This is a genomic window from Amycolatopsis sp. NPDC104863 (assembly GCF_055582965.1).
The window spans coordinates 69,516-89,282 of the sequence record NZ_JBVJOW010000005.1 but is presented as its reverse complement, the minus strand read 5'-3'; the positions used below and the strand labels follow the sequence as shown (position 1 = coordinate 89,282).

The window sequence follows — 19,767 nt, the reverse complement described above, 5'->3', positions numbered from 1 at the left end:
TTTCTTCGGGGTTTTCCGCTTTTCTCCGTCTGGCCCCCCCTTTTTGGGCGTCCTTTTTGCTCTGTGGTTTGGCAGGGTTCCCCCCCCCCCCCCCCCCCCCCCCCCCGGGCCGCGGTCAGAAGCCGAACGCCGTGCAGCTCGCCGTCGCGGTCTTCGACGGGTCGCTCACCGAGGTCGCCGTCAGCTTCACCCGGGCGGCTAGGTCACCGCCGCCGCGCTTCGCGAAGGCGGCGACCTTCGTGAACTGGCCGAACTTCGCCGTCGCCAGTTCGTTCGGCAGCCGCACCTGCCAGCCCTTCGCGTCCGTCGAGACGCTCAGCCGGTAGGTGTCGGTGTCGTACGGCGCCTTCGCGCCGCGCGCCGAGCCCGTGTTGAGCAGCCCGAAGTCGCAGGTCGCGAGCCCGTCGCGGGTGAACGCCGGCAGCGCCGGGGTCACCGCGGCGCCGCGCGCCTGGCTGCCCGCGCCGTCCAGCGAGGCGACCGTGACCGTGTACGACAGGATGCCGCGGCGGTCCCGGGCGAGGTCGGTGACCAGGAACCGCAGCCGGTTCGCCTGGTCGGTGTACTCGTACGGGCTCGCCGCCTCGGTGCCCGCCTTGAACAGGGCGTCGTTGAGCTGCCGGTAGTCCCCGACGGTGATCTTCACCGGGGTGCCGTCCGGCTTGGTGTAGTCGGTGATGCCGATGTCCTGCGGGTTGGCGTCGATCACCCAGTCGAACGGCGCGTTGTCCTTGTTCTTCGTCTTGGTGATCATGACGCCGGAGTCCGGCGCGAAGGAGTCCGCGCCCATCCGGTCGACCACCTCGACGGTGTAGTTGTCGTACCCGCCGCCGTCACAGAACGGGTCCTTGGCGCGGTCGCACTTCGGCGCCTTGTCCCCGCCGGTGAGCTTGATGTTCAGCCCGGTGAACGCGCCGGGCTGCGCTTCGGTCTCCCGAGCGGTCAGGCGCGCGCTGACCGGGCCCGTCTTCGCCAGCTCGTCGCGGTCGAGCTGCAGGACGTCCGCCGGGTCGACGATGCCGAGCTTCAGCTTGTTGCGCAGCTGGTGCTGGGCGCCCATCGAGCTACCCTGCGTCGCCGGGATCTGCCAGCGGGTGTGCGGCCCGCCGGGCCCGTTGAACGTGCCGCGCGAAAGCATGTCCCACGGCCCGCTGTAGCTGCGGGACGGCGGGACCCCGAACGGGTTGTTGTAGTTGTCGCCGATGCCCAGGATGTGGCTGAACTCGTGCGCGTAGGTCGACTGGCCCGAGCTCTCGGCCTGCACCGAGCTGCCGTCCTGCGCGTTCGGCCAGATGCTGGCGGCCGACGCCCACGACGTCCACGGGACGTAACGGGTCGCCGCGTAATTGGGCAGGTCGTGGTTCGGCGGGCCGAACGCGTCGGGCACGTTCTCCTTGGCGCCGAACTTCATCTCGCCGAACTCCTGCCAGGTCGAGCTCTCGTCCTGGCCGGCGGAGAGGTAGAAGACGAAGTCGAACTGGTTCGCGGTGTCCCCGACGTCGGCGCGCCAGGCGGCGTTGGCGTCGGTGCGGATGTCCCGGTCGCAGTTGGCGCTCGGCGGGCAGGCGCTCGGCTGGAACTCCATGCCGTACTCGTAGGACTTCCCGGGCATCCGGTACGCCCCGAACGCGGTCAGCTGCACGCCGAACCGGCCGCCGGAGTCCTCCATCCAGTACTCGTTGATGGTGTGCCCGTTGTTGAGCGCCTCGGGCTTGTTGAGGAAGTCCTGGTAGTACTTCGCGACGCCGGCCCGCGGGATGTTCGCGGCGGCGGGGCCCGGGTTGCCGAAGATCGTCGAGTTCGCCGGCTTCGTGACGACGAAGTCCTGGTCCGGGTAGTCGGCGAGGACGACGGCGCCCTTGAAGGTGCGCTGGGTGGGCTTGAGGCTCGGGTCGGCCCAGTTCGTGCCGGGCACCTTCCGGTAGTCGGACCAGGTCATGTGGTCCTGGTTCTCCCAGTGCGCGGCGTCGATCGGCGCCGGCCAGCCGCGGGTGAGCGGCTCGGCGGCGGCCGTGCCCGTGCCGAGCCCGGTCAGGACCGTGACGGCGGCGAGCAGGGCGAGCGCTTTCGGGGTTCTGGAACGCATCTGCGGCTCCTTCACTGGACACCCACGGGGGAGGTGGGTCCCGGTGATCGACCGTATTGAGCCGAGCTGTCCCCGTTCTGCCGCGGAGGGAGGTTTACCCGCTTGCCCCACGACGAAAGTCTGGCCGGTTTGTCAGCCGGCCCGCGCTGTGGACAACGCGGGGTGCGCGCCTGCCGGGCACGCCGGAGCTGTCGGTGCCCGCCGGTAACGTCGAAGACGGGGGCGCCCCCGCGGGGCCTCGGTCAGCCAAGGCCGCGGGGCCGCTCGAAAGAGGCCGCGTGACCGTCAGCCAAACCCCGAGACCGGCCAGCCGCGTCGCCGCTCAGCCCAGCCGTCGCGCCGTGACGAACCGCGCGCGCCCCGTCAGGTCCGCGTGGTCTTCAACGCCGGTCAGCACGCGCCGCGCGCGCACCAGGGCCGGGACCGCCGAGCCGTGCGTGTCGTCGTGCTCGATCGCCAGGCCGCCGCCCGGGCGCAGCAGGCGTGCGCCCGCCGCGATCGCGTGGCGGATCACCGCCAGGCCGCTCTCCTCCGCGAACACCGCGCGCGGCGGGTCGTGCTCGGCGACCTCCGGGGGCACCGGGGTCCCCTCCGGGACGTACGGCGGGTTGCACAGCACCAGGTCGACCAGGCCGTCGAGCTCGGCGAACATCGTCGGGTCGCCGATGTCACCGGAGTACAGCCGGATCGGGGTGTTGCCGGCGTCGGCGTGGACGTCCGCGTTGTGCCGCGCCCAGGCCAGCGCCTGCGGGTCGACGTCCACCGCGTAGACGACCGCGTCCGGCCGGGCGTGCGCGACACCCAGGGCGAGCGCCCCGGAGCCGGTGCACAGGTCCACCACGACCGGGTACTCCCGGCCCTGCAGGAACTTGACGCCCCACTCGAGCAGCAGCTCGGTCTCCGGCCGCGGCACGAACACGCCGGCCCCGACCGCGACGGTGATCTCCCCGAGCGCGGCCCAGCCGGTCAGGTACTGCAGCGGGATCCGCTTCGCGCGCTGCTGGACGAGCTGCCCGATGGCCTCGATCACCGGCGGGTCGACCAGCGGCACCATGGGCAGCCGCCCGCGTTCGACCCCGAGCACGTGCGCGGCGATCACCTCGGCGTCGAACCGCGGTGAGGCGACACCGGCCCGCTCGAGAATCCGGGTGGCCTCGATGATGGCCAGGCGCAGCGGCTGCCGATTCACTCGTCGTCCTTCACCTCGTCAAGCCTGGCACACCAGGCGGAACTCCCCCGTCAGGACACGCGCCGGTCCTCCGCCGTCCAGCGTATCGAGGCACCCGCGCGGGCCGTGCCCGGCTCACGCGCGTGACAAACGCCCGCGTAACAGCGGTCACCGCCAGAATGGAACCGGACACCGTGGCTGGCGAAGCGGCCGGCGGTTCCTAAGATGACCGTGACACCGACCTCCGGGAGTGCCCGTGCCGAACGAGCCGGCCCAGCGCCGCCGGGTCGCGTTCATCTTCCCGATCTACAACGAGGAAGAGAACGTCGACCTGCTGCACCGCACGGTCGACGAGGTCACCGCGCCGCTGGCCGGGCGGTACGAGTTCAGCTTCGTCTACGTCGACGACGGCAGCCGCGACGCCTCCCTGGAGCGGCTCACCGAGCTCGGCGCGCGCGACGCCCGGGTCACGGTCGTCGAGCTGTCCCGCAACTTCGGGCACCAGATGGCCGTCACCGCCGGGCTCGACCTGGTCGACGCGGACGCCGTGATCATCATGGACAGCGACCTGCAGGACCCGCCGCGGGTGGCGCTCGAGCTGCTCGAGAAGTGGGAAGAGGGCTACGACGTCGTCTACGCGCAACGGCGGTCGCGCCAGGACCCGCCGTTCAAGCGGTTCACCGCGAGCGCGTTCTACTGGTTCCTGCGGAAGATGGCCGCGGTGGACATCCCGAAGAACACCGGCGACTTCCGGCTGGTCGACCGCAAGGTCGTCGACGAGCTGCGCAAGTACCGCGAACGCGACCGGTTCCTGCGCGGCCTGGTCAGCTACGTCGGGTTCAAGCAGACGGCGGTGCTGTTCGACCGCGACAAGCGCCACGCCGGCGTCACCGGCTACCCGCTCACGAAGATGCTGCGCTTCGCCGCCGACGGCATCCTCGGGTTCTCGACGACGCCGCTGCGGATGATCACACGGATGGGGTACCTGATCTCGCTGCTGAGCTTCCTCGGCGTGCTCTACGTCGTCGGCGTGAAGCTGTTCGCGCCGGAGACCGCGGTGCCCGGCTGGGCGTTCATCACCATCGCGATGTTCTTCCTCGGCGGCATCCAGATCATCATGCTCGGCGTGCTCGGCAGCTACGTCGGCCGCACGTACTCGCAGGTGCAGAACCGGCCGCTGTACACGGTGGCGTCGGTGCGCACCGGGCAGCCCGCCGAGAACCGGAGCGCCGCCCGATGAGGTTCGTCACCGCGACGCAGGTCCGCTTCGGGATCGTCGGGATCGGCAACACCCTGGTCGACGCGCTGGGGTACGCGCTGCTGGCGACGCTCGGCGTGCCGACGTTCCTGGCCAACTTCATTTCGACGACCGCGGGCATGCTGCTGTCGTTCACGCTGAACCGGAACTTCACCTTCCGCGCGAAGGACGGCGACATCCGCCGCCAGGCGCTGCTGTTCTTCGGCGTGACGGCGTTCGGGCTCTGGGTGGTCCAGTTCGGCGTGATCACGCTGGTCAGCCACCTGTTCCCGGGGGTCAACCTGCTGGTGCCGAAGGGTGCGGCGATCGTCGTCGGGCTGTTCTGGAACTACCTGCTCTACCACTACGTGGTGTTCCGGCACCGGCCCGTTTCGCCCGTTCCCGGTGCAGCGCCCGCCGACTCTGCGTGATCTCGTACGCTGTTCCGAGTGCGATCCCGTGAACTGCGCTTCGGCTTGGGCGTCTTCGTCCTTTCGCTGGGTGTCCTCCTCCTCCGGTTCCTCGTGCCGAGGCCGGTCGGGATGGCGGACAACGGCGACGGCTGGCGCCTCCTGTGCGACCTCGGCGGCCGGCACCCGGAGCTGAAGTCCGAGTTCTACGTGCACTTCAGCTACGGCCCGGGGTCGGCGTGCAAGAGCGACTACATCTCGAGCCAGGCGTGGCTCGACTGGTTCGCGAGCAAGCTGGGGAAGGTGCTCGGCTCGTCGGCGGAGCTCAACCTGCTGGTGCTCGGCGCGATCACGTGCGTGCTGGTCGCGGTGGGTGTCGCGGCGACCGTCCTCGCGCTGGACCTGAGCACCCGCTACCGCGTCGTCGCGGCGGTGTTGCTGCTGCTGGTGATGGCCGACTCGGCGTTCTTCGGCTACTTCGCGTCGGTGCTCAGCGAGGGCGCGGGGTTCGTGGGGATGCTGCTGACCACGGGCGGGCTGCTGCTGATGCACCGTGCGGGCGCGTGGCGCTACTGGGGCGCGGCGCTGACCGTCGTGGGCGCGCTGATCGGCATCAACGCGAAGTCGCAGACGCTGCTGCTGATCCCGCTGCTGGTGCTCGCGCTGGTGCTGGTCCGGCCGCTCGGGAAGCGGGGCTTCGCGCGCTGGGTGCTGCCGCTGGGTGTGCTGGTGGTCGTCGGCGCGGGGACGGCGCTGGTCCAGTCCCACGGCGACCCGGCGAACGCCGAGTACCGCGAAGCGAACATGTTCCACGTCGTGTTCGACAGCATCGTGGACGGCAAGCACAACACCGACGCCGACCTGGACGCGCTGGGCCTGCCGCCGAGCGCGAAGAAGTTCATCGGCAAGGGCTGGTGGGAAGCGAGCCCGTGGACGGACGCGGACTACAACGGCTTCCGCGACAAGATCAGCCGCCGCAACGTGGTCCAGTACTACGCGTCCCACCCGCTGCGCACGGCCCAGATCCTCCAGCAGGGCGCGGTCGACACCCTGACGGCGCGGCCGGCCCGGCTGGGCAGCTTCGCCGAGTCGGCCGGGTTCCCGCAGATGGCCCAGGAGTTCCGCGTGCCGGTGTTCTCCGGGCTGTCCGCGCTGGCGGCGCCGCTGGGGCTGTTCGTGCTGGTGCCGTTCTGGCTGCTGATCGGCTGGGCCGGCATCCGCGCGTTCCGCCGCCACCGGCGCGAGTTCGGGATCGTCGTGTTCTTCCTGCTGCTGTTCGCGGTGGGCCAGTTCGGTCTCTCGGCACTCGGTGAGGGGGTCGAGGGGGTGAAGCACCAGCTGCTGACGCTGTTCCCGACGTTCCTGGCCCTGGTGTTCGGGGTGATCAGCTTCTTCCCGAAGCCGGTGTCGCCTTCGAAGGAATCGACGCCGGAGGAGGACGAGCCCGTCACCGAGGTGTTCGACGCCTTCCGCGAACCGGAATCGCCCGCCGTCCGCTGACCGCCTTTGGCAGACTGCGGTGATGCGAATCAAGCACCAGGTCGTCACGTTCGACGCGGCCGACCTCGCGGCCGAGAGCCACTTCTGGGCGGGCGTCCTCGGCGGGCAGGTGGACGAGGACGGCGACTGGCACATGGTGCTGGTCGACGGCGCCCCGCGTGTCGGCGTGCAGCTCGCGCCGGATCACCGGCGGCCGGAGTGGCCGGCCGGCCCGGTCGGGCAGCAGGTGCACCTCGACCTGTGGGTCGAGGACTTCGCCGAGGCGCACGAGCAGGTCACGGCGCTGGGCGCGACGGTGCTGAAGCCGGCGTCCGGAGCGACGGCCGGCGACGACTTCCAGGTGTACGCCGACCCGGCCGGTCACCCCTTCTGCCTGTGCTGGCTGGTCGGCGAACAGCGCTGACCAGCCAGGCGCGTCAGCCGGCCGAGGCCGCCAGGCGTTCTTCGCGGTCCGCCGTCGCCAGTGCGTCCAGAACACCGTCCAAGTCGCCGTCGAGGACCTGGTCCAGGTTGTACGCCTTGTAGTTCACCCGGTGGTCCGAGATGCGGTTCTCCGGGAAGTTGTACGTCCGGATCCGCTCCGAGCGGTCGACCGTGCGGACCTGCGACTTGCGCGCGTCCGACGCCTTGGCCGCCGCCTCCTCCTCCGCGATCGCCTGGAGGCGGGCCTGCAGCACCTGCAGGGCCCGCGCGCGGTTCTGGATCTGGGACTTCTCGTTCTGGCACGACACGACGATGCCGGTCGGCAGGTGCGTGATCCGGACCGCCGAGTCGGTCGTGTTGACGCTCTGGCCGCCCGGGCCGGACGAACGGAAGACGTCGATGCGCAGGTCGTTCGGGTCGATCTCGACCTCGACCTCCTCCGGCTCGGGGTAGATCAGCACCCCGGACGCCGACGTGTGGATCCGGCCCTGCGACTCCGTCGCCGGCACGCGCTGGACGCGGTGCACACCGCCTTCGAACTTCAGGCGGGACCAGACGCCGTCGACGACCGCCGACTTCGTCTTGATCGAGAGCGTGACGTCCTTGAAGCCGCCCAGGTCGGAGTCCACCGAGTCGAGGACCTCGGCCTTCCAGCCGTGGCGCTCGGCGTAGCGCAGGTACATCCGCAGCAGGTCGCCGGCGAACAGGGCCGACTCCTCGCCGCCCTCGCCGGACTTGATCTCCATCACGACGTCGGAGCCGTCGTACGGGTCGCGCGGCAGCAGCAGCTCGGTGAGCTTCGACTCCAGGTCGGGGATCTTCGCGCTCAGCTCCTCGGCCTCCGCGGCGAACTCCGCGTCCTCCGACGCCATCTCCCGCGCGGCCGCGAGGTCGTCGCGGGCCGTGTCGAGCTCGTGGACGGCCCGCACCACCGGCGTCAGCTCGGCGTAGCGGCGGCCGAGCTTGCGGGCACGCGCCTGGTCGGCGTGCACCGCGGGGTCCGCGAGCTGCGTCTCCAGCTCCGCGTGCTCGGCGAGCAGCCCCTTGAGCGAGCTCGAATCCACCTCTGCCACCTCTCAGCTCGGTTGTGCGGACAAAGCAACGGCGCCCACCCGCGCGTGCGGGTGGGCGCCGTGAAAAAAGCTACTTGGCGTCGGCGTCCTTCTTCTGCCGCTTGCCGTAGCGAGCCTCGAAGCGCGCGACCCGGCCACCGGTGTCCATGATCTTCTGCTTGCCCGTGTAGAACGGGTGGCAGTTCGAGCAGATCTCGACGTGGATGTTGCCGCTGGTCTTGGTGCTGCGCGTGGTGAAGCTGTTTCCGCAGTCGCAGTTCACTTCGGTGACCACGTACTCGGGGTGAATGCCGCTCTTCATGGTGTCCTCTCTCGTTGGCTCCGGGTCCCCAGTCGTCCACGGGGTGAACCGGCGCCGGACTTCAGCGGGTAATTCTGCCAGACGGGCTGACGATCACTGGAACGCACCCCGCTGACCTGGTATTCCGAACGCGCCGGAGGCCTCCTCGCGCCGACCGCGGGGAGGCCTCCGGCGTACGCGCTCAGTCGTCTTCGCCGCCGCCGAGGGCGGTCTTCGAGACCTGCATCAGGAACTCGACGTTCGTCTTCGTCTTGCGCAGCCGCGAGATCAGCAGGTCGATGGCCTGCTGCGAGTCGAGCGCGTGCAGCACCCGGCTCAGCTTCACGGTCACGGCCAGCTCGTCCGGCGAGAGCAGCAGCTCGTCCTTACGAGTACCCGACGGGTTGACGTCGACGGCCGGGAACACCCGGCGCTCGGCGATCTTGCGGTCGAGCTTGAGCTCCGCGTTACCGGTGCCCTTGAACTCTTCGAAGATGACCGTGTCCATCGTCGACCCGGTCTCCACCATCGCCGTGGCGAAGATGGTCAGCGAGCCGCCGTTCTCGATGTTGCGCGCCGCGCCGAGGAACCGCTTCGGCGGGTAGAGCGCGGTCGAGTCGACACCACCGGACAGGATCCGGCCGGACGCCGGGGCCGCCAGGTTGTACGCACGGCCGAGGCGGGTGATCGAGTCGAGCAGCACGACGACGTCGTGGCCCATCTCGACCAGGCGCTTGGCCCGCTCGATCGACAGCTCCGCGACCGACGTGTGGTCGGACGGCGGCCGGTCGAAGGTCGAGGCGATGACCTCGCCCTTCACCGAGCGCTGCATGTCGGTGACCTCTTCCGGACGCTCGTCGACCAGGACGACCATCAGGTGGCACTCGGGGTTGTTCGTGGAGATCGCGTTCGCGATGTCCTGCATGATCGTGGTCTTACCGGCCTTCGGCGGCGACACGATCAGGGCGCGCTGCCCCTTGCCGACCGGCATGATCAGGTCGATCACGCGGGTCGTGAGCTTGTGCGACTCGGTCTCGAGGCGCAGCCGCTCGTTCGGGTACAGCGGGGTCAGCTTGGTGAAGTCGGGACGCCGCTTGGCCTCGTCCGGCTCCAGGCCGTTGATCGAGTCGACGCGCACCAGCGGGTTGAACTTCTGCCGCTGCTGCTCGCCGTCACGCGGCTGGCGGACGACACCGGTGATGGCGTCGCCGCGGCGCAGGCCGTACTTGCGGACCAGCGAGAGCGACACGTACACGTCGTTCGGGCCGGCGAGGTAGCCGGACGTGCGCACGAACGCGTAGTTGTCGAGCACGTCCAGGATGCCCGCGACGGGCAGCAGGACGTCGTCCTCGCGGATCTCGGTGTCCGGCGAACCGCCGTCACGCTGGCCGCCGCCACTGCCCCGGCGACGACGGTCGCGGAAGCGACGGCCGCGGCGGCCGCCTTCCTCGTCGTCGTCCTGCTGCTGGGCGCGGTTGTCGCGGTTGTCCTGCCCGCCGCCGCGGTTGCCGCCGTCCTGCTGGTTGCGCTGACGGTTGCCGTCCTGGCGGTTGTCGTTGCGGTTGCCGCCGCCCTGACGCTGCTGGTCGCGGTTGTTGTTCCCGCCACCCTGCTGGCGGTCGCCGCCCTGACCCTGCTGGCGCTCGCCCTGCTGACGGTCGCCGCCCTGCCCCTCGGGCGCGCCGGCGGCGCGGTTCGACCCGCGGCGGCGCCGGCTGCGGCCGCCCTCCTCGGGCTGGCCGTCCTGGCCCTGCGGGCCGTCCTGCTTGTCCTGCCGGTCCTGCTGCGGGCGCTCCTGCGGCGGGGCGTCCACCGCGGGCGCGCTCGCCGCCGGGGCCTCGGCCTGCGGCTCCGGCTTGGTCTCGGCCGGCGCCGACGGCGCTTCGGCCTTGGGCTCGCGCTTCGGAGCCTTGACCGGCTCGCCGACGCCCTCCAGGGGCAGCGTCTCGGCGGCCGCACGCTTGCGGGACTTGCCCTGACGCTCGCGGATCGCGGCGATCAGGTCGCCCTTGCGCATGCCCGTCGTCTCGCCGACGCCGAGCTCCCCAGCCAGCGAACGCAGTTCCGCCACGGTCTTACCGGTCAACCCGCCGACCGTCTTCTTGGGAGCGGGGGTGCTGCCGTTCGACTCCGCGGCGCTGCTACCCACGTCGCTCAAAAGATCGGTGTTGCTCACACATGTCCTTCCTGACCGATCCACGCCTCCAGGCGGATCAGCGGACTGCCGCTCGCTTCTGATCGCGAACCGGCGTAACTGCCCCCCGATACGGGAGATGAGCTCTTCGGCCGTGCGAAACACAGCTGGAGCGCCTCCACCACAGGGGTTTGCGTCCTCCATTCGGAGGATGCGGAATCCGACACCGCCGAGACCGGAAACCCGCCTGCGTCCCTCCGCGTTACCCCGCTTGCCAGGCGGTGCGGATTCGGCGGATCGACGAAGGATGCCATCCGGGAAATTTCCCGGGACCGACATCGGGTGCGGAAACGCACGGTGATCGAACGCCCCCGAGGGTAGACCGCGGCGGTGCCGGGTGCAACAACCACCCCCCGCGTGGCGGGACCGGCCGCGGCCACGTGACCCAGCCTTTACTGAGCCGCAACCTGCACACCCGTGAGATCCACGGGCAGCTCGAAGACGTCGAAGCCCTCAACGTCGACCTCTGGCGGCAATATTCCCGTCGTCGTCAGCGCGAGCACGGTCGGGCCCGCGCCGGAGACGGTGGCGGCCACGCTGCGTGCACGAAGCGTCGCCACCAGCTCGCCGCTCGCCGGGTAGGCGGGCGCGCGGTAGTGCTGGTGCAGCCGGTCGTCGGTCGCCGCGAGCAGCAGCTCCGGCTTCGCCGTCAGCGCGTGCACGGCGAGCGCGGCGCGGCCGGCGTTGTGCGCGGCGTCGGCGTGCGGCACCGCCGCCGGCAGCAGGCCGCGGGTGGTCGCGGTGGCCGAGCGCACCGACGGCACGGCCACGACCGGCCGGATCGACGCGTGCGGCGCGAGCCGCTCGGCGTGGAACTCCCCGCCCTCGCACCAGGCGACGACGAGCCCGCCGACCAGGCTGGCCGCGGCGTTGTCGGCGTGCCCCTCGAAGCCCGCGGCCAGCTGCAACGCGCCGAAGTCGTCGAGCTGACGGCCGGCCAGCGCATACCCCGCGGCGACGCCGGACACGACGGCCGCCGCGGACGAGCCGAGCCCGCGCGCGTGCGGGATCGCGTTGAAGCAGCGCAGGTGCAGGCCGGGCGGCTCGACCCCGAGGTGCGCGCAGGTCCGCCGGATCGCGCGCACCACCAGGTGGGTCTCGTCGGTCGGGACGTCCGCGACGCCGCCCGCGCCCGCGTCGACCACCTCGACCTTGAGCCCGGCGTCGACGACCTGCACCTCGACGACGTCGTAGAGGCCGAGCGCCATCCCGAAGGCGTCGAAGCCCGGCCCGAGGTTCGCGGTGGACGCCGGGACGGTGACGCGGAACCCGGTCATCGCAGGTCCAGCGCCGCCGCGACCGCCGAGGGGTCGACGGCCAGCGGCTCGACCTCGACGTTGCCCGCCAGCGCCGTCTGCGGGTCCTTCAGGCCGTGGCCGGTGACCGTGCAGACCACGCGGGAGCCGCGCGGCAGCCGTCCGTCGGCGGCCGTGGCGAGCAGGCCCGCCACGCTGGTGGCCGACGCCGGCTCGACGAACACGCCCTCGCGCCCGGCCAGCAGCCGGTACGCCTCGAGGATCTTCTCGTCGGTGACGGCCTCGAAGAGCCCGTCGGAGGCGTCCTTCGCCTTCACCGCGGCGGTCCACGACGCGGGGCTGCCGATCCGGATCGCGGTGGCGATCGTGTCCGGGTCGCGCACCGGCTCGCCGTGCACCAGCGGCGCCGCGCCGGCCGCCTGGAAGCCGAACATCCGCGGGGTGTTCTTCACCACATCGTCGTTCGCGTACTCCGAATACCCCGCCCAGTACGCCGTGATGTTGCCGGCGTTGCCGACCGGGAGGCAGTGGATGTCCGGCGCCTCGCCGAGCACGTCGCAGATCTCGAAGGCGGCGGTCTTCTGGCCGGCGATGCGCACCGGGTTGACCGAGTTGACGAGCGTGACCGGGTAGTCGGCCGCGGTCTTGCGGGCCAGCTCGAGGCAGTCGTCGAAGTTGCCGTCGACCTGCAGGATCCGCGCGCCGTGCAGCACGGCCTGGGCGAGCTTGCCCATGGCGATCTTGCCCTGCGGCACCAGCACGGCGCAGGTCAGGCCGGCGCGAGCGGCGTAGGCGGCAGCCGAGGCGGAGGTGTTGCCGGTCGACGCGCAGATCACCGCCTTGAGCCCGCTGGCGAGCGCGTGCGTGATGGCCACGGTCATCCCGCGGTCCTTGAACGAGCCCGTCGGGTTGGCGCCCTCGACCTTGAGGTGCACCTCGCAGCCGGTCAGCTCGGACAGGTGCCGCGCGGGCAGCAGCGGCGTGTTGCCCTCCCCGAGCGTGACGACCTGCGCGCCGTCCGGGACCGGGACGCGGTCCCGGTACGCCTCGATGATTCCGGGCCAGGGATGCCTGATCACTGGTCTTCGCCTTCCACCCGCATGACGCTGACAACTTCGTGCACGACGTCGAGCCGCGCGATCTCGTCCACAGTGGACTGCAAGGCGGCGTCGGGCGCCTGGTGCGTCACGACGACGAGGCTCGCGCGGTCGCCGACGTCGCTCTGGCGCACCGCCGCGATGCTGACGCCCCTCGCGGCGAACGCCTGCGCCACCTGCGCGAGCACACCGGCGCGGTCGGCCACGGAAAGGCTTACGTGGTACCGGGTCGGCGTCTGGCCCATCGGGCGCACCGGCAGCGCCGCGTGCGCGGACTCGCGCGGGCCGCGGCCGCCGGCGACCCGGTTGCGGGCCACCGCGACGAGGTCGCCGAGCACCGCGCTCGCGGTCGGCGCGCCGCCCGCGCCCTGGCCGTAGAACATCAGCTCGCCGGCCGCGTCCGCCTCGACGTAGACGGCGTTGAACGCGCCGCCGACGCCGGCCAGCTGGTGGCTGCGCGGGATCATCACCGGGTGCACGCGGGCGGACACCGACTCGACCCCGTCGTCGTCGGCGACCCGCTCGCAGATCGCCAGCAGCTTCACCGTGCGGCCGAGCATCCGGGCCGCGCCGAGGTCGGCGGCCGTGACGTCGGCGATGCCCTCGCGGTGCACGTCCGAGGCCGTGACCCGGGTGTGGAACGCGAGCGAGGCGAGGATCGCGGCCTTCGACGCGGCGTCGTACCCGTCGACGTCGGCGGTCGGGTCGGCCTCGGCGTACCCGAGCCGGCTGGCCTCGTCGAGCGTCTCGGCGTACCCGGCGCCGGTGGAGTCCATCGCCGAGAGGATGTAGTTGGTGGTGCCGTTGACGATGCCCATCACGCGGGTGATGCGGTCACCGGCCAGCGACTCGCGCAGCGGGCGCAGCAGCGGGATGGCCCCGGCCACGGCGGCCTCGAAGTAGAGGTCGGCGCCCGCGGCGTCGGCCGCTTCGAACAGGTCGGCGGAGTGCTCGGCCAACAGCGCCTTGTTCGCCGTGACCACCGACTTCCCGGCCTTGAGCGCGGCCAGCAGCCAGCCGCGCACCGGCTCGATGCCGCCGACCAGCTCGACAACAACGTCGACGTCGTCGCTGGTCACGAGCTTCTCGGCGTCCGCGGTCAGCAGCTCCGGCGGCAGCTCGGGGTGCTTGTCCGGGCGGCGGACCGCGATGCCGGCCAGCTCGACCGGCGCGCCCGCCCGCGCAGCCAGCTCCCCGGCCTGCTCGGTGAGCAGCCGGGCGACCTGGCCGCCGACGGTCCCGCAGCCGAGCAGGGCGACCCTGATGGACGGTCGTTCCTCTGGGGCAGACACTGGTGCTCAGACCTCCAGGCGCAGCATGTCGTCGGTCGTCTCCCGCCGCAGCAGCAGCCGGGCGCTGCCGTTGCGCACGGCGGCCACGGCCGGGCGCGGCTGCCGGTTGTACGTGCTCGCCATCGAATAGCAGTAGGCGCCGGTCGCCGCGACGGCCAGCAGGTCGCCGGGAGCCAGCGTGTCGGGCAGCCAGCAGTCTCGTACGACGATGTCGCCGGACTCACAGTGTTTTCCCACGACCCGGGACAGCACGGCCTGCGCCGGCTGCTCGTTGTCGCCCGCGGACCGGGAAACGAGCCGGACGTCGTACACCGCGTCGTAGAGCGCGGTCCGGATGTTGTCGCTCATCCCGCCGTCGACGCTGACGTACCGGCGCGACAGGTCGTCGCCGAGCGAGACGTCCTTGATGGTGCCGACCTCGTACAGCGTGACCGTGCCCGGGCCGGCGATCGCGCGGCCGGGCTCACCGGCGATGCGCGGCACCGGCAGGCCCGCGTACGCGCACTCCTTGCGGACGATCTCGCGGATCTGCGTGATCATCTGCGCGGGCGGCGGCGGGTTGTCCTTGTCGGTGTAGGCGATGCCGAAGCCGCCGCCGAGGTCGACCAGGCTCAGCTGGTCGAGCAGCTCGGGGCCGTGCTCCTTGGCCAGGTCGGCGAGCAGCCCGACCACGCGGCGGGCGGCGACCTCGAAGCCGTCGGCGTCGAAGATCTGCGAGCCGATGTGGCTGTGCAGGCCGACCAGCTTGAGCGACGGCGAGTTCAGCACCCGGCGCACCGCCTCGGCGGCGTCGCCGGAGGCCAGCGAGAACCCGAACTTCTGGTCCTCGTGCGCGGTCGCGATGAACTCGTGGGTGTGCGCCTCGACGCCGACGGTCACCCGGATGAGGACCGCCTGGGTGATGTCGTGGCGCGCGGCGATGTCGGCCAGCCGGGCGATCTCGAAGTAGGAGTCGAGCACGACCGTGCCGACCCCCGCGACGATCGCGGCCTCGAGCTCCGCGAGCGACTTGTTGTTGCCGTGGAAGGTGATCCGGTCGGCCGGGAAGTTCGCGCGCTGCGCCACGGCGAGCTCGCCGCCGCTGCAGACGTCCAGGCTCAGCCCCTGCTCGGCCACCCAGCGGGCGATCTCGATGGAGAGGAACGCCTTGGACGCGTAGTGCACGAGCGACGGGTCGTCGAACGCCTCGGCGTAGTCCGCGCAGCGGGACTTGAAGTCGGCCTCGTCGACCACGAACAGCGGCGTGCCGTGCTGCTCGGCCAGCTCGCGGACGTCGACGCCGGCGATCCGCACGACGCCGTCACCACCGCGGAAGGTGTTGCGCGGCCACACTTTCGCGGGCAGCTTGTCGAGCTCTTCGACTCCCGAGGGCTGCAGCCCCGAGGTGTCGGCGTGGGGGTAGACGTCGGCGTGCCGGGGGCCCGCGGGGTGCGCCATTTCTTACATCCGTTCCGGAGCGGAGACACCAACCAGCGCGAGGCCGTTGGCGAGCACCACGCGCGCCGCCTCGCAAAGCGCCACCCGGGCGTGGTTGGCCGGGGTGGCCTCCTCGTCGCCCTTGGGCAGCACGCGGGCCTCACGGACCGCGTAGAACTTGTGGAGCGCGCCCGCCAGCTCCTCCAGGTAGCGCGCGACCCGGTGCGGCTCCCGCATTTCGGCGGCACGGCGCACGGTTTCCGGGAACTCGCCGATCGTGCGGATCAGGTCACCCTCGACCGGCAGCGTCAGCTGACTCAGGTCGACGTCCTCCGTGGACTCCAGGCCGAGGTCCTTGGCGCCGCGCAGCATCGTGCACAGGCGCGCGTGCGCGTACTGGACGTAGTAGACGGGGTTGTCGTTGGAGTGCTTGCGCAGCAGGTCCAGGTCGACGTCCAAACTGGAGTCCACGGAGTAGCGGATCAGCTCGTAGCGGGCCGGGTCGACGCCGACCGCCTCGACGAGGTCCTCCATGGTGATCACGGTGCCGGCGCGCTTGGACATCCGGACCGGCTTGCCGTCGCTGACCAGGTTGACCATCTGGCCGATCAGCACCTCGACCGTCGCCGGGTCGTCGCCGAACGCGGCGGCGGCGGCCTTGAGGCGCGCGATGTAGCCGTGGTGGTCCGCGCCGAGCATGTAGATGCAGAGGTCGAAGCCGCGGTTGCGCTTGTCCTTGAAGTAGGCCAGGTCACCGGCGATGTAGGCCGGGTTGCCGTCCTGCTTGATGACGACGCGGTCCTTGTCGTCCCCGTACTCCTTCGACTTCAGCCACCAGGCGCCGTCCTCGAAGTAGAGGTTGCCGGAGTCCTTCAGCTCCTGGACGGCGGCGTCGACCGCGCCCGACTCGTGCAGCGAGTTCTCGTGGAAGAAGACGTCGAAGTCGGTGCCGAACTCGTGCAGGCTCTGCTTGATCTCGGTGAACATCAGCTCGATGCCGATCCGGCGGAATGTCTCGTGCCGCTGCTCCTCCGGCAGCGACAGCGCGCTCGGCTCGGCCTTGATGACCTCGGCGGCGATGTCGTTGATGTAGCCGCCCGCGTAGCCGTCCTCCGGCGCGGGCTCACCCTTCGCGGCGGCGACCAGCGACCGGACGAACCGGTCGATCTGCGCGCCGGCGTCGTTGAAGTAGTACTCGCGGGTGACCTCGCCGCCCTGCGCGCCCAGGACCCGGCCCAGCGCGTCGCCGACCGCGGCCCAGCGGGTGCCGCCCAGGTGGATCGGGCCGGTCGGGTTCGCCGAGACGAACTCGAGGTTGATCTTCGTGCCGGCCAGCGCGTCCCCGCGGCCGAACGCGGCGCCGGCGTCGAGCACCTGGCGCACGATGTCGCCCTGGGCGGCCGCGGCGAGCCGGAAGTTGAGGAAGCCGGGGCCCGCCACCTCGGCCGAGGCGACGCCTTCGTCCGCCGAGACCGCCTCGGCCAGCGCGTCGGCGAAGTCGCGCGGCTTGAGCCCGGCCTTCTTGGCCACCTGGAGGGCCAGGTTCGTCGCGTAGTCGCCGTGGTCGGGGTTGCGCGGGCGTTCGATGGTCACCTGCTCCGGCAGCACGGCGTCGGTGATGCCGCGTGCGGCGAGCACCTGCACGGCGGAGCTGCGGACCAGGTCGGCGAGAGCGGCGGGAGTCACTCCGCGAATTCTAGGTGTGCCCAGGTCGGGCGCTTTCAGCGGTCTCGGCCACGTCACGGCGGGCGTCCGTGTGAGGCGTTAACGGTGATCAGACGCGCGGTCTCTACACTGGCCCGGGCGGGAATCCGTCCGCAGCCACCAGAGGGAGAACGCGGGAGCCATGGCGAACCGGACAACTCGGAAAAAGGGGTCGGCTGTGAAGGCGGCCCGCGGTTCCGTCGTGAGCAAGAAGGGCACGCCGTGGGGCACGATCGTCGCGGTCATCGCCATCGTCGCCCTGGCCGGCGCCGTGATCACGTACTACATGGTGGCGTCCGCGCCGAAGCGTGAGCAGTCCGACCGCGAGGCGGCCGCCGCGTCCTTCGCGCCGACCGCGTCCGACCCGGACCCCTCCAAGCGCATCCCCGGCGTGGTGACGGCCACCTACACCGGCAGTGTGCACGTGCTCCCGACCGAGCGCGTCGCCTACGACAAGACCCCGCCGTTCGGCGGCCCGCACGACGGGTACTGGGCCACCTGCACCGGCACGGTGTACCCGAACGCCGTCCGCACCGAGAACATGGTGCACGGCCTCGAGCACGGCGCCGTGTGGATCGCCTACAACCCGCAGCAGATCACGGGTGACGCGCTGAACCTGCTCAAGGTCCGCGTCGAGGGCAAGCCGTACACGATGATGTCGCCGTACCCGGGCCTCGACAAGGCGGTCTCGCTGCAGTCGTGGGGCCACCAGCTGAAGGTCGACAAGGCCGACGACCCGCGCATCGACGAGTTCATCGCGGCGCTGCGGAGCAACCCGAACGGCGTCTACCCCGAGGTCGGCGCCTCCTGTGACGCGCTCGGCCCGGGCCAGTTCGACCCGGACAACCCGCCGCCGTTCGACCCGTCGAAGCCGGGCCCGGACGCGAAGCCGATGGACTACAAGGGCACGCCGAACGCGCAGACCGACCAGCAGACCGGCGGGATGAGCCAGCAGCCGTCGGCCCCGGCCACCAAGTGACTTCGGAGGCCCCCGGGCCGCCCACGTGGTCGCGCTGGGTGATCATCGGCGGCGCGCTGCTGGCGGTCCTGCTGATCGGCGCGACCGCGGGGATGTTCCTGACCCGCACCCTCGACAACGGCTCGGCTGCCGCCACTCCGGCAGCCGGGTCGGTCGAGGTGGGGTTCGCCCAGGACATGTCGACGCACCACCTGCAGGCCGTCACGATGGCCGGCTGGGCGCGCGACCACTCGACCGACCCGGAGATCCGCCAGCTGGCGTTCGACATCGAGCGCACGCAGCTGGAGCAGGTCGGCCGCATGAAGGGCTGGCTCATGCTGTGGGACCAGCCGGAACAGGCGATCGGCGCGCCGATGAAGTGGATGACGGAACCGATGTCCGGCATGCCGGGCATGTCGATGGGCACGTCGTCGGTCAACCCGGCGGCGGGCGCCCTGATGCCGGGCATGGCGACCGAGGCGGAGCTGGCCAAGCTGCGCTCGCTGTCGGGCAAGGAGCTGGACGTGTACTTCCTCCAGCTGATGCTGCGCCACCACCAGGGCGGAACGGCGATGGCCCAGTACGCGGCGGGCCATTCGAACCTGACGGCGTTGCAGGCCCTGGTGCGGAGCATCCTGACGTCGCAGGGTGCGGAGATGGACCAGATGAAGCTGATGCTCTCCAGCCGGGGCGCCCAGCCGCTCCCCTGACTACCAGGAAAGCTCCTGGCAGCGCCGCGCGCACTGCGGCGCCTCCACCTGCAAGGTCGCGTGCTCGATCGCGTACCGCGAGGCCAGCAGGTTCTGCGCCTCCGTCAGCACGTCCGACTGCTTCGCCGGCGGGGCCAGCGTCAGGTGCGCCGAGGCCACCTCCATGCCGGACGTCAGCGTCCAGACGTGCAGGTCGTGCACGTCCGCGACCCCCGGCAGCGCGGCCAGCTCGGCGTTGATCGCGCCCACGTCGACGCCGTGGGGTGCGTGCTGGAAGAGGATGCGCAGCGCGCGGCGGGCCAGGGCCCACGTGCGGGGCAGCACGAACAGGCCGATCGCCACACCGATGATCGGGTCCGCGTAGCGCCAGCCGGTCAGCAGCGTCAGCACGCCGCTGACCAGGACGCCGACCGAGCCGATCAGATCGGCCAGCACCTCCAGATACGCGCCGCGGACGTTGAGGCTCTCCTTCGCCCCCGAGCGCAGCACGGCGAACGACACGACGTTGGCCAGCAGGCCGGCCGACGCGGCCAGCAGCACCGGCAGGCCGGGCACCGCCGGCGGGTCGCTGATCCGGCCGATGGCCTCGACCAGGACGTATCCCGCGACGCCGAACAGCAGGATCGCGTTGCCGAGCGCGGCCAGCACCTCGGCCCGGTAGAGCCCGAACGTGCGGCTGACCGTGGGGCCGCTGCGCCGCGCCAGGACGATCGCGGTCAGGGCCATGCCGACCCCGAGGACGTCGGTGAACATGTGCGCGGCGTCGGAGATCAGGGCCAGCGAGCCGGTCGTGAAGCCGACGACGAACTCCAGCACCATGAAGCCGGCGCCGATGCCCAGCGCGACGGTCAGGCTGCGCACGTATCGTCCGGACGCGCTCGCCGGCGCGCTCGTGTGGCCGTGCCCGTGGCCGTGTCCCATCTCGCCTCCGCTCCGCGTGTCGTTCCGAGGCCAAACATATAG

At 71.3% G+C, this 19,767-nt stretch carries 17 protein-coding genes; 6 read left to right on the top strand and 11 right to left on the bottom strand.

The features are described from left to right. Nucleotides 1-115 precede the first annotated feature (115 nt). A complete protein-coding gene (locus ACZ63J_RS27200) occupies nucleotides 116-2,086 on the bottom strand; it encodes a M6 family metalloprotease domain-containing protein (RefSeq protein ID WP_465406346.1) in 1,971 nt (656 codons plus the stop codon). Between the two features lie 322 nt (nucleotides 2,087-2,408). Further along, nucleotides 2,409-3,275, bottom strand: a complete 867-nt coding sequence (gene prmC, locus ACZ63J_RS27195) for a peptide chain release factor N(5)-glutamine methyltransferase (protein ID WP_465312698.1) — start codon at nucleotides 3,273-3,275, stop codon at nucleotides 2,409-2,411. A gap of 235 nt (nucleotides 3,276-3,510) precedes the next feature. Between prmC and ACZ63J_RS27190 the strand changes: the two genes are divergently transcribed. The 4 genes from ACZ63J_RS27190 to ACZ63J_RS27175 are packed head-to-tail and all read left to right on the top strand — an operon-like array spanning nucleotide 3,511 to nucleotide 6,804. Beyond that, the gene (locus tag ACZ63J_RS27190; protein WP_465406348.1) at nucleotides 3,511-4,494 is read left to right on the top strand and encodes a glycosyltransferase family 2 protein; all 984 of its coding nucleotides are present in this window, start codon (nucleotides 3,511-3,513) and stop codon (nucleotides 4,492-4,494) included. Then, entirely contained in the window at nucleotides 4,491-4,922 is a 432-nt protein-coding gene (locus tag ACZ63J_RS27185) for a GtrA family protein (RefSeq protein WP_465336365.1), read from the top strand. The genes ACZ63J_RS27190 and ACZ63J_RS27185 overlap by 4 nt, the downstream gene beginning before the upstream one ends. Nucleotides 4,923-4,940: 18 nt before the next feature. Further along, nucleotides 4,941-6,401 carry a glycan biosynthesis hexose transferase WsfD gene (gene wsfD / locus ACZ63J_RS27180; protein WP_465406350.1) on the top strand — a complete coding sequence of 487 codons (1,461 nt, stop codon included), beginning with the start codon at nucleotides 4,941-4,943 and terminating at the stop codon, nucleotides 6,399-6,401. A gap of 22 nt (nucleotides 6,402-6,423) precedes the next feature. Next, on the top strand, nucleotides 6,424-6,804 hold the full coding sequence (locus ACZ63J_RS27175; protein WP_465406352.1) for a VOC family protein: 381 nt from the start codon (nucleotides 6,424-6,426) through the stop codon (nucleotides 6,802-6,804). 13 nt (nucleotides 6,805-6,817) lie between these two features. Here ACZ63J_RS27175 and prfA read toward each other — a convergent pair whose 3' ends face one another. From prfA to argS, 8 genes are all read right to left on the bottom strand, one after another. Further along, nucleotides 6,818-7,888: a peptide chain release factor 1 gene (gene prfA, locus ACZ63J_RS27170; protein WP_465312703.1), complete on the bottom strand. Its 1,071-nt coding sequence runs from the start codon at nucleotides 7,886-7,888 to the stop codon at nucleotides 6,818-6,820. 79 nt (nucleotides 7,889-7,967) lie between these two features. Further along, nucleotides 7,968-8,198: a 50S ribosomal protein L31 gene (rpmE, locus tag ACZ63J_RS27165; protein WP_086863515.1), complete on the bottom strand. Its 231-nt coding sequence runs from the start codon at nucleotides 8,196-8,198 to the stop codon at nucleotides 7,968-7,970. 181 nt (nucleotides 8,199-8,379) lie between these two features. After that, nucleotides 8,380-10,353, bottom strand: a complete 1,974-nt coding sequence (rho, locus tag ACZ63J_RS27160; RefSeq protein ID WP_465406354.1) for a transcription termination factor Rho — start codon at nucleotides 10,351-10,353, stop codon at nucleotides 8,380-8,382. A gap of 410 nt (nucleotides 10,354-10,763) precedes the next feature. Further along, complete coding sequence (gene thrB / locus ACZ63J_RS27155; RefSeq protein ID WP_465406356.1) at nucleotides 10,764-11,648, bottom strand: homoserine kinase; 885 nt, start codon at nucleotides 11,646-11,648, stop codon at nucleotides 10,764-10,766. Continuing rightward, nucleotides 11,645-12,706, bottom strand: coding sequence for a threonine synthase (gene thrC, locus ACZ63J_RS27150; protein WP_465406358.1), 1,062 nt, complete (start codon nucleotides 12,704-12,706; stop codon nucleotides 11,645-11,647). Before thrC ends, thrB begins: the two co-directional genes overlap by 4 nt. Further along, nucleotides 12,703-14,016: a homoserine dehydrogenase gene (locus ACZ63J_RS27145; RefSeq protein WP_465336360.1), complete on the bottom strand. Its 1,314-nt coding sequence runs from the start codon at nucleotides 14,014-14,016 to the stop codon at nucleotides 12,703-12,705. Before ACZ63J_RS27145 ends, thrC begins: the two co-directional genes overlap by 4 nt. Before the next feature lie 6 nt (nucleotides 14,017-14,022). After that, the gene (gene lysA, locus ACZ63J_RS27140; protein WP_465406360.1) at nucleotides 14,023-15,453 is read right to left on the bottom strand and encodes a diaminopimelate decarboxylase; all 1,431 of its coding nucleotides are present in this window, start codon (nucleotides 15,451-15,453) and stop codon (nucleotides 14,023-14,025) included. A 3-nt stretch (nucleotides 15,454-15,456) separates the two neighbouring features. Continuing rightward, nucleotides 15,457-17,118 (bottom strand): arginine--tRNA ligase, encoded by a 1,662-nt coding sequence (gene argS / locus ACZ63J_RS27135; protein WP_465406362.1) that lies wholly within the window; start codon nucleotides 17,116-17,118, stop codon nucleotides 15,457-15,459. 196 nt (nucleotides 17,119-17,314) lie between these two features. Between argS and ACZ63J_RS27130 the strand changes: the two genes are divergently transcribed. Then, nucleotides 17,315-18,115, top strand: a complete 801-nt coding sequence (locus tag ACZ63J_RS27130) for a DUF3105 domain-containing protein (RefSeq protein ID WP_465336357.1) — start codon at nucleotides 17,315-17,317, stop codon at nucleotides 18,113-18,115. Beyond that, the gene (locus ACZ63J_RS27125; protein ID WP_465406364.1) at nucleotides 18,112-18,804 is read left to right on the top strand and encodes a DUF305 domain-containing protein; all 693 of its coding nucleotides are present in this window, start codon (nucleotides 18,112-18,114) and stop codon (nucleotides 18,802-18,804) included. Before ACZ63J_RS27130 ends, ACZ63J_RS27125 begins: the two co-directional genes overlap by 4 nt. Here the strand turns inward: ACZ63J_RS27125 and ACZ63J_RS27120 are convergent, their stop codons facing one another. After that, a complete protein-coding gene (locus tag ACZ63J_RS27120; protein WP_465406366.1) occupies nucleotides 18,805-19,725 on the bottom strand; it encodes a cation diffusion facilitator family transporter in 921 nt (306 codons plus the stop codon). It lies immediately after the preceding gene. Nucleotides 19,726-19,767: the final 42 nt, after the last annotated feature.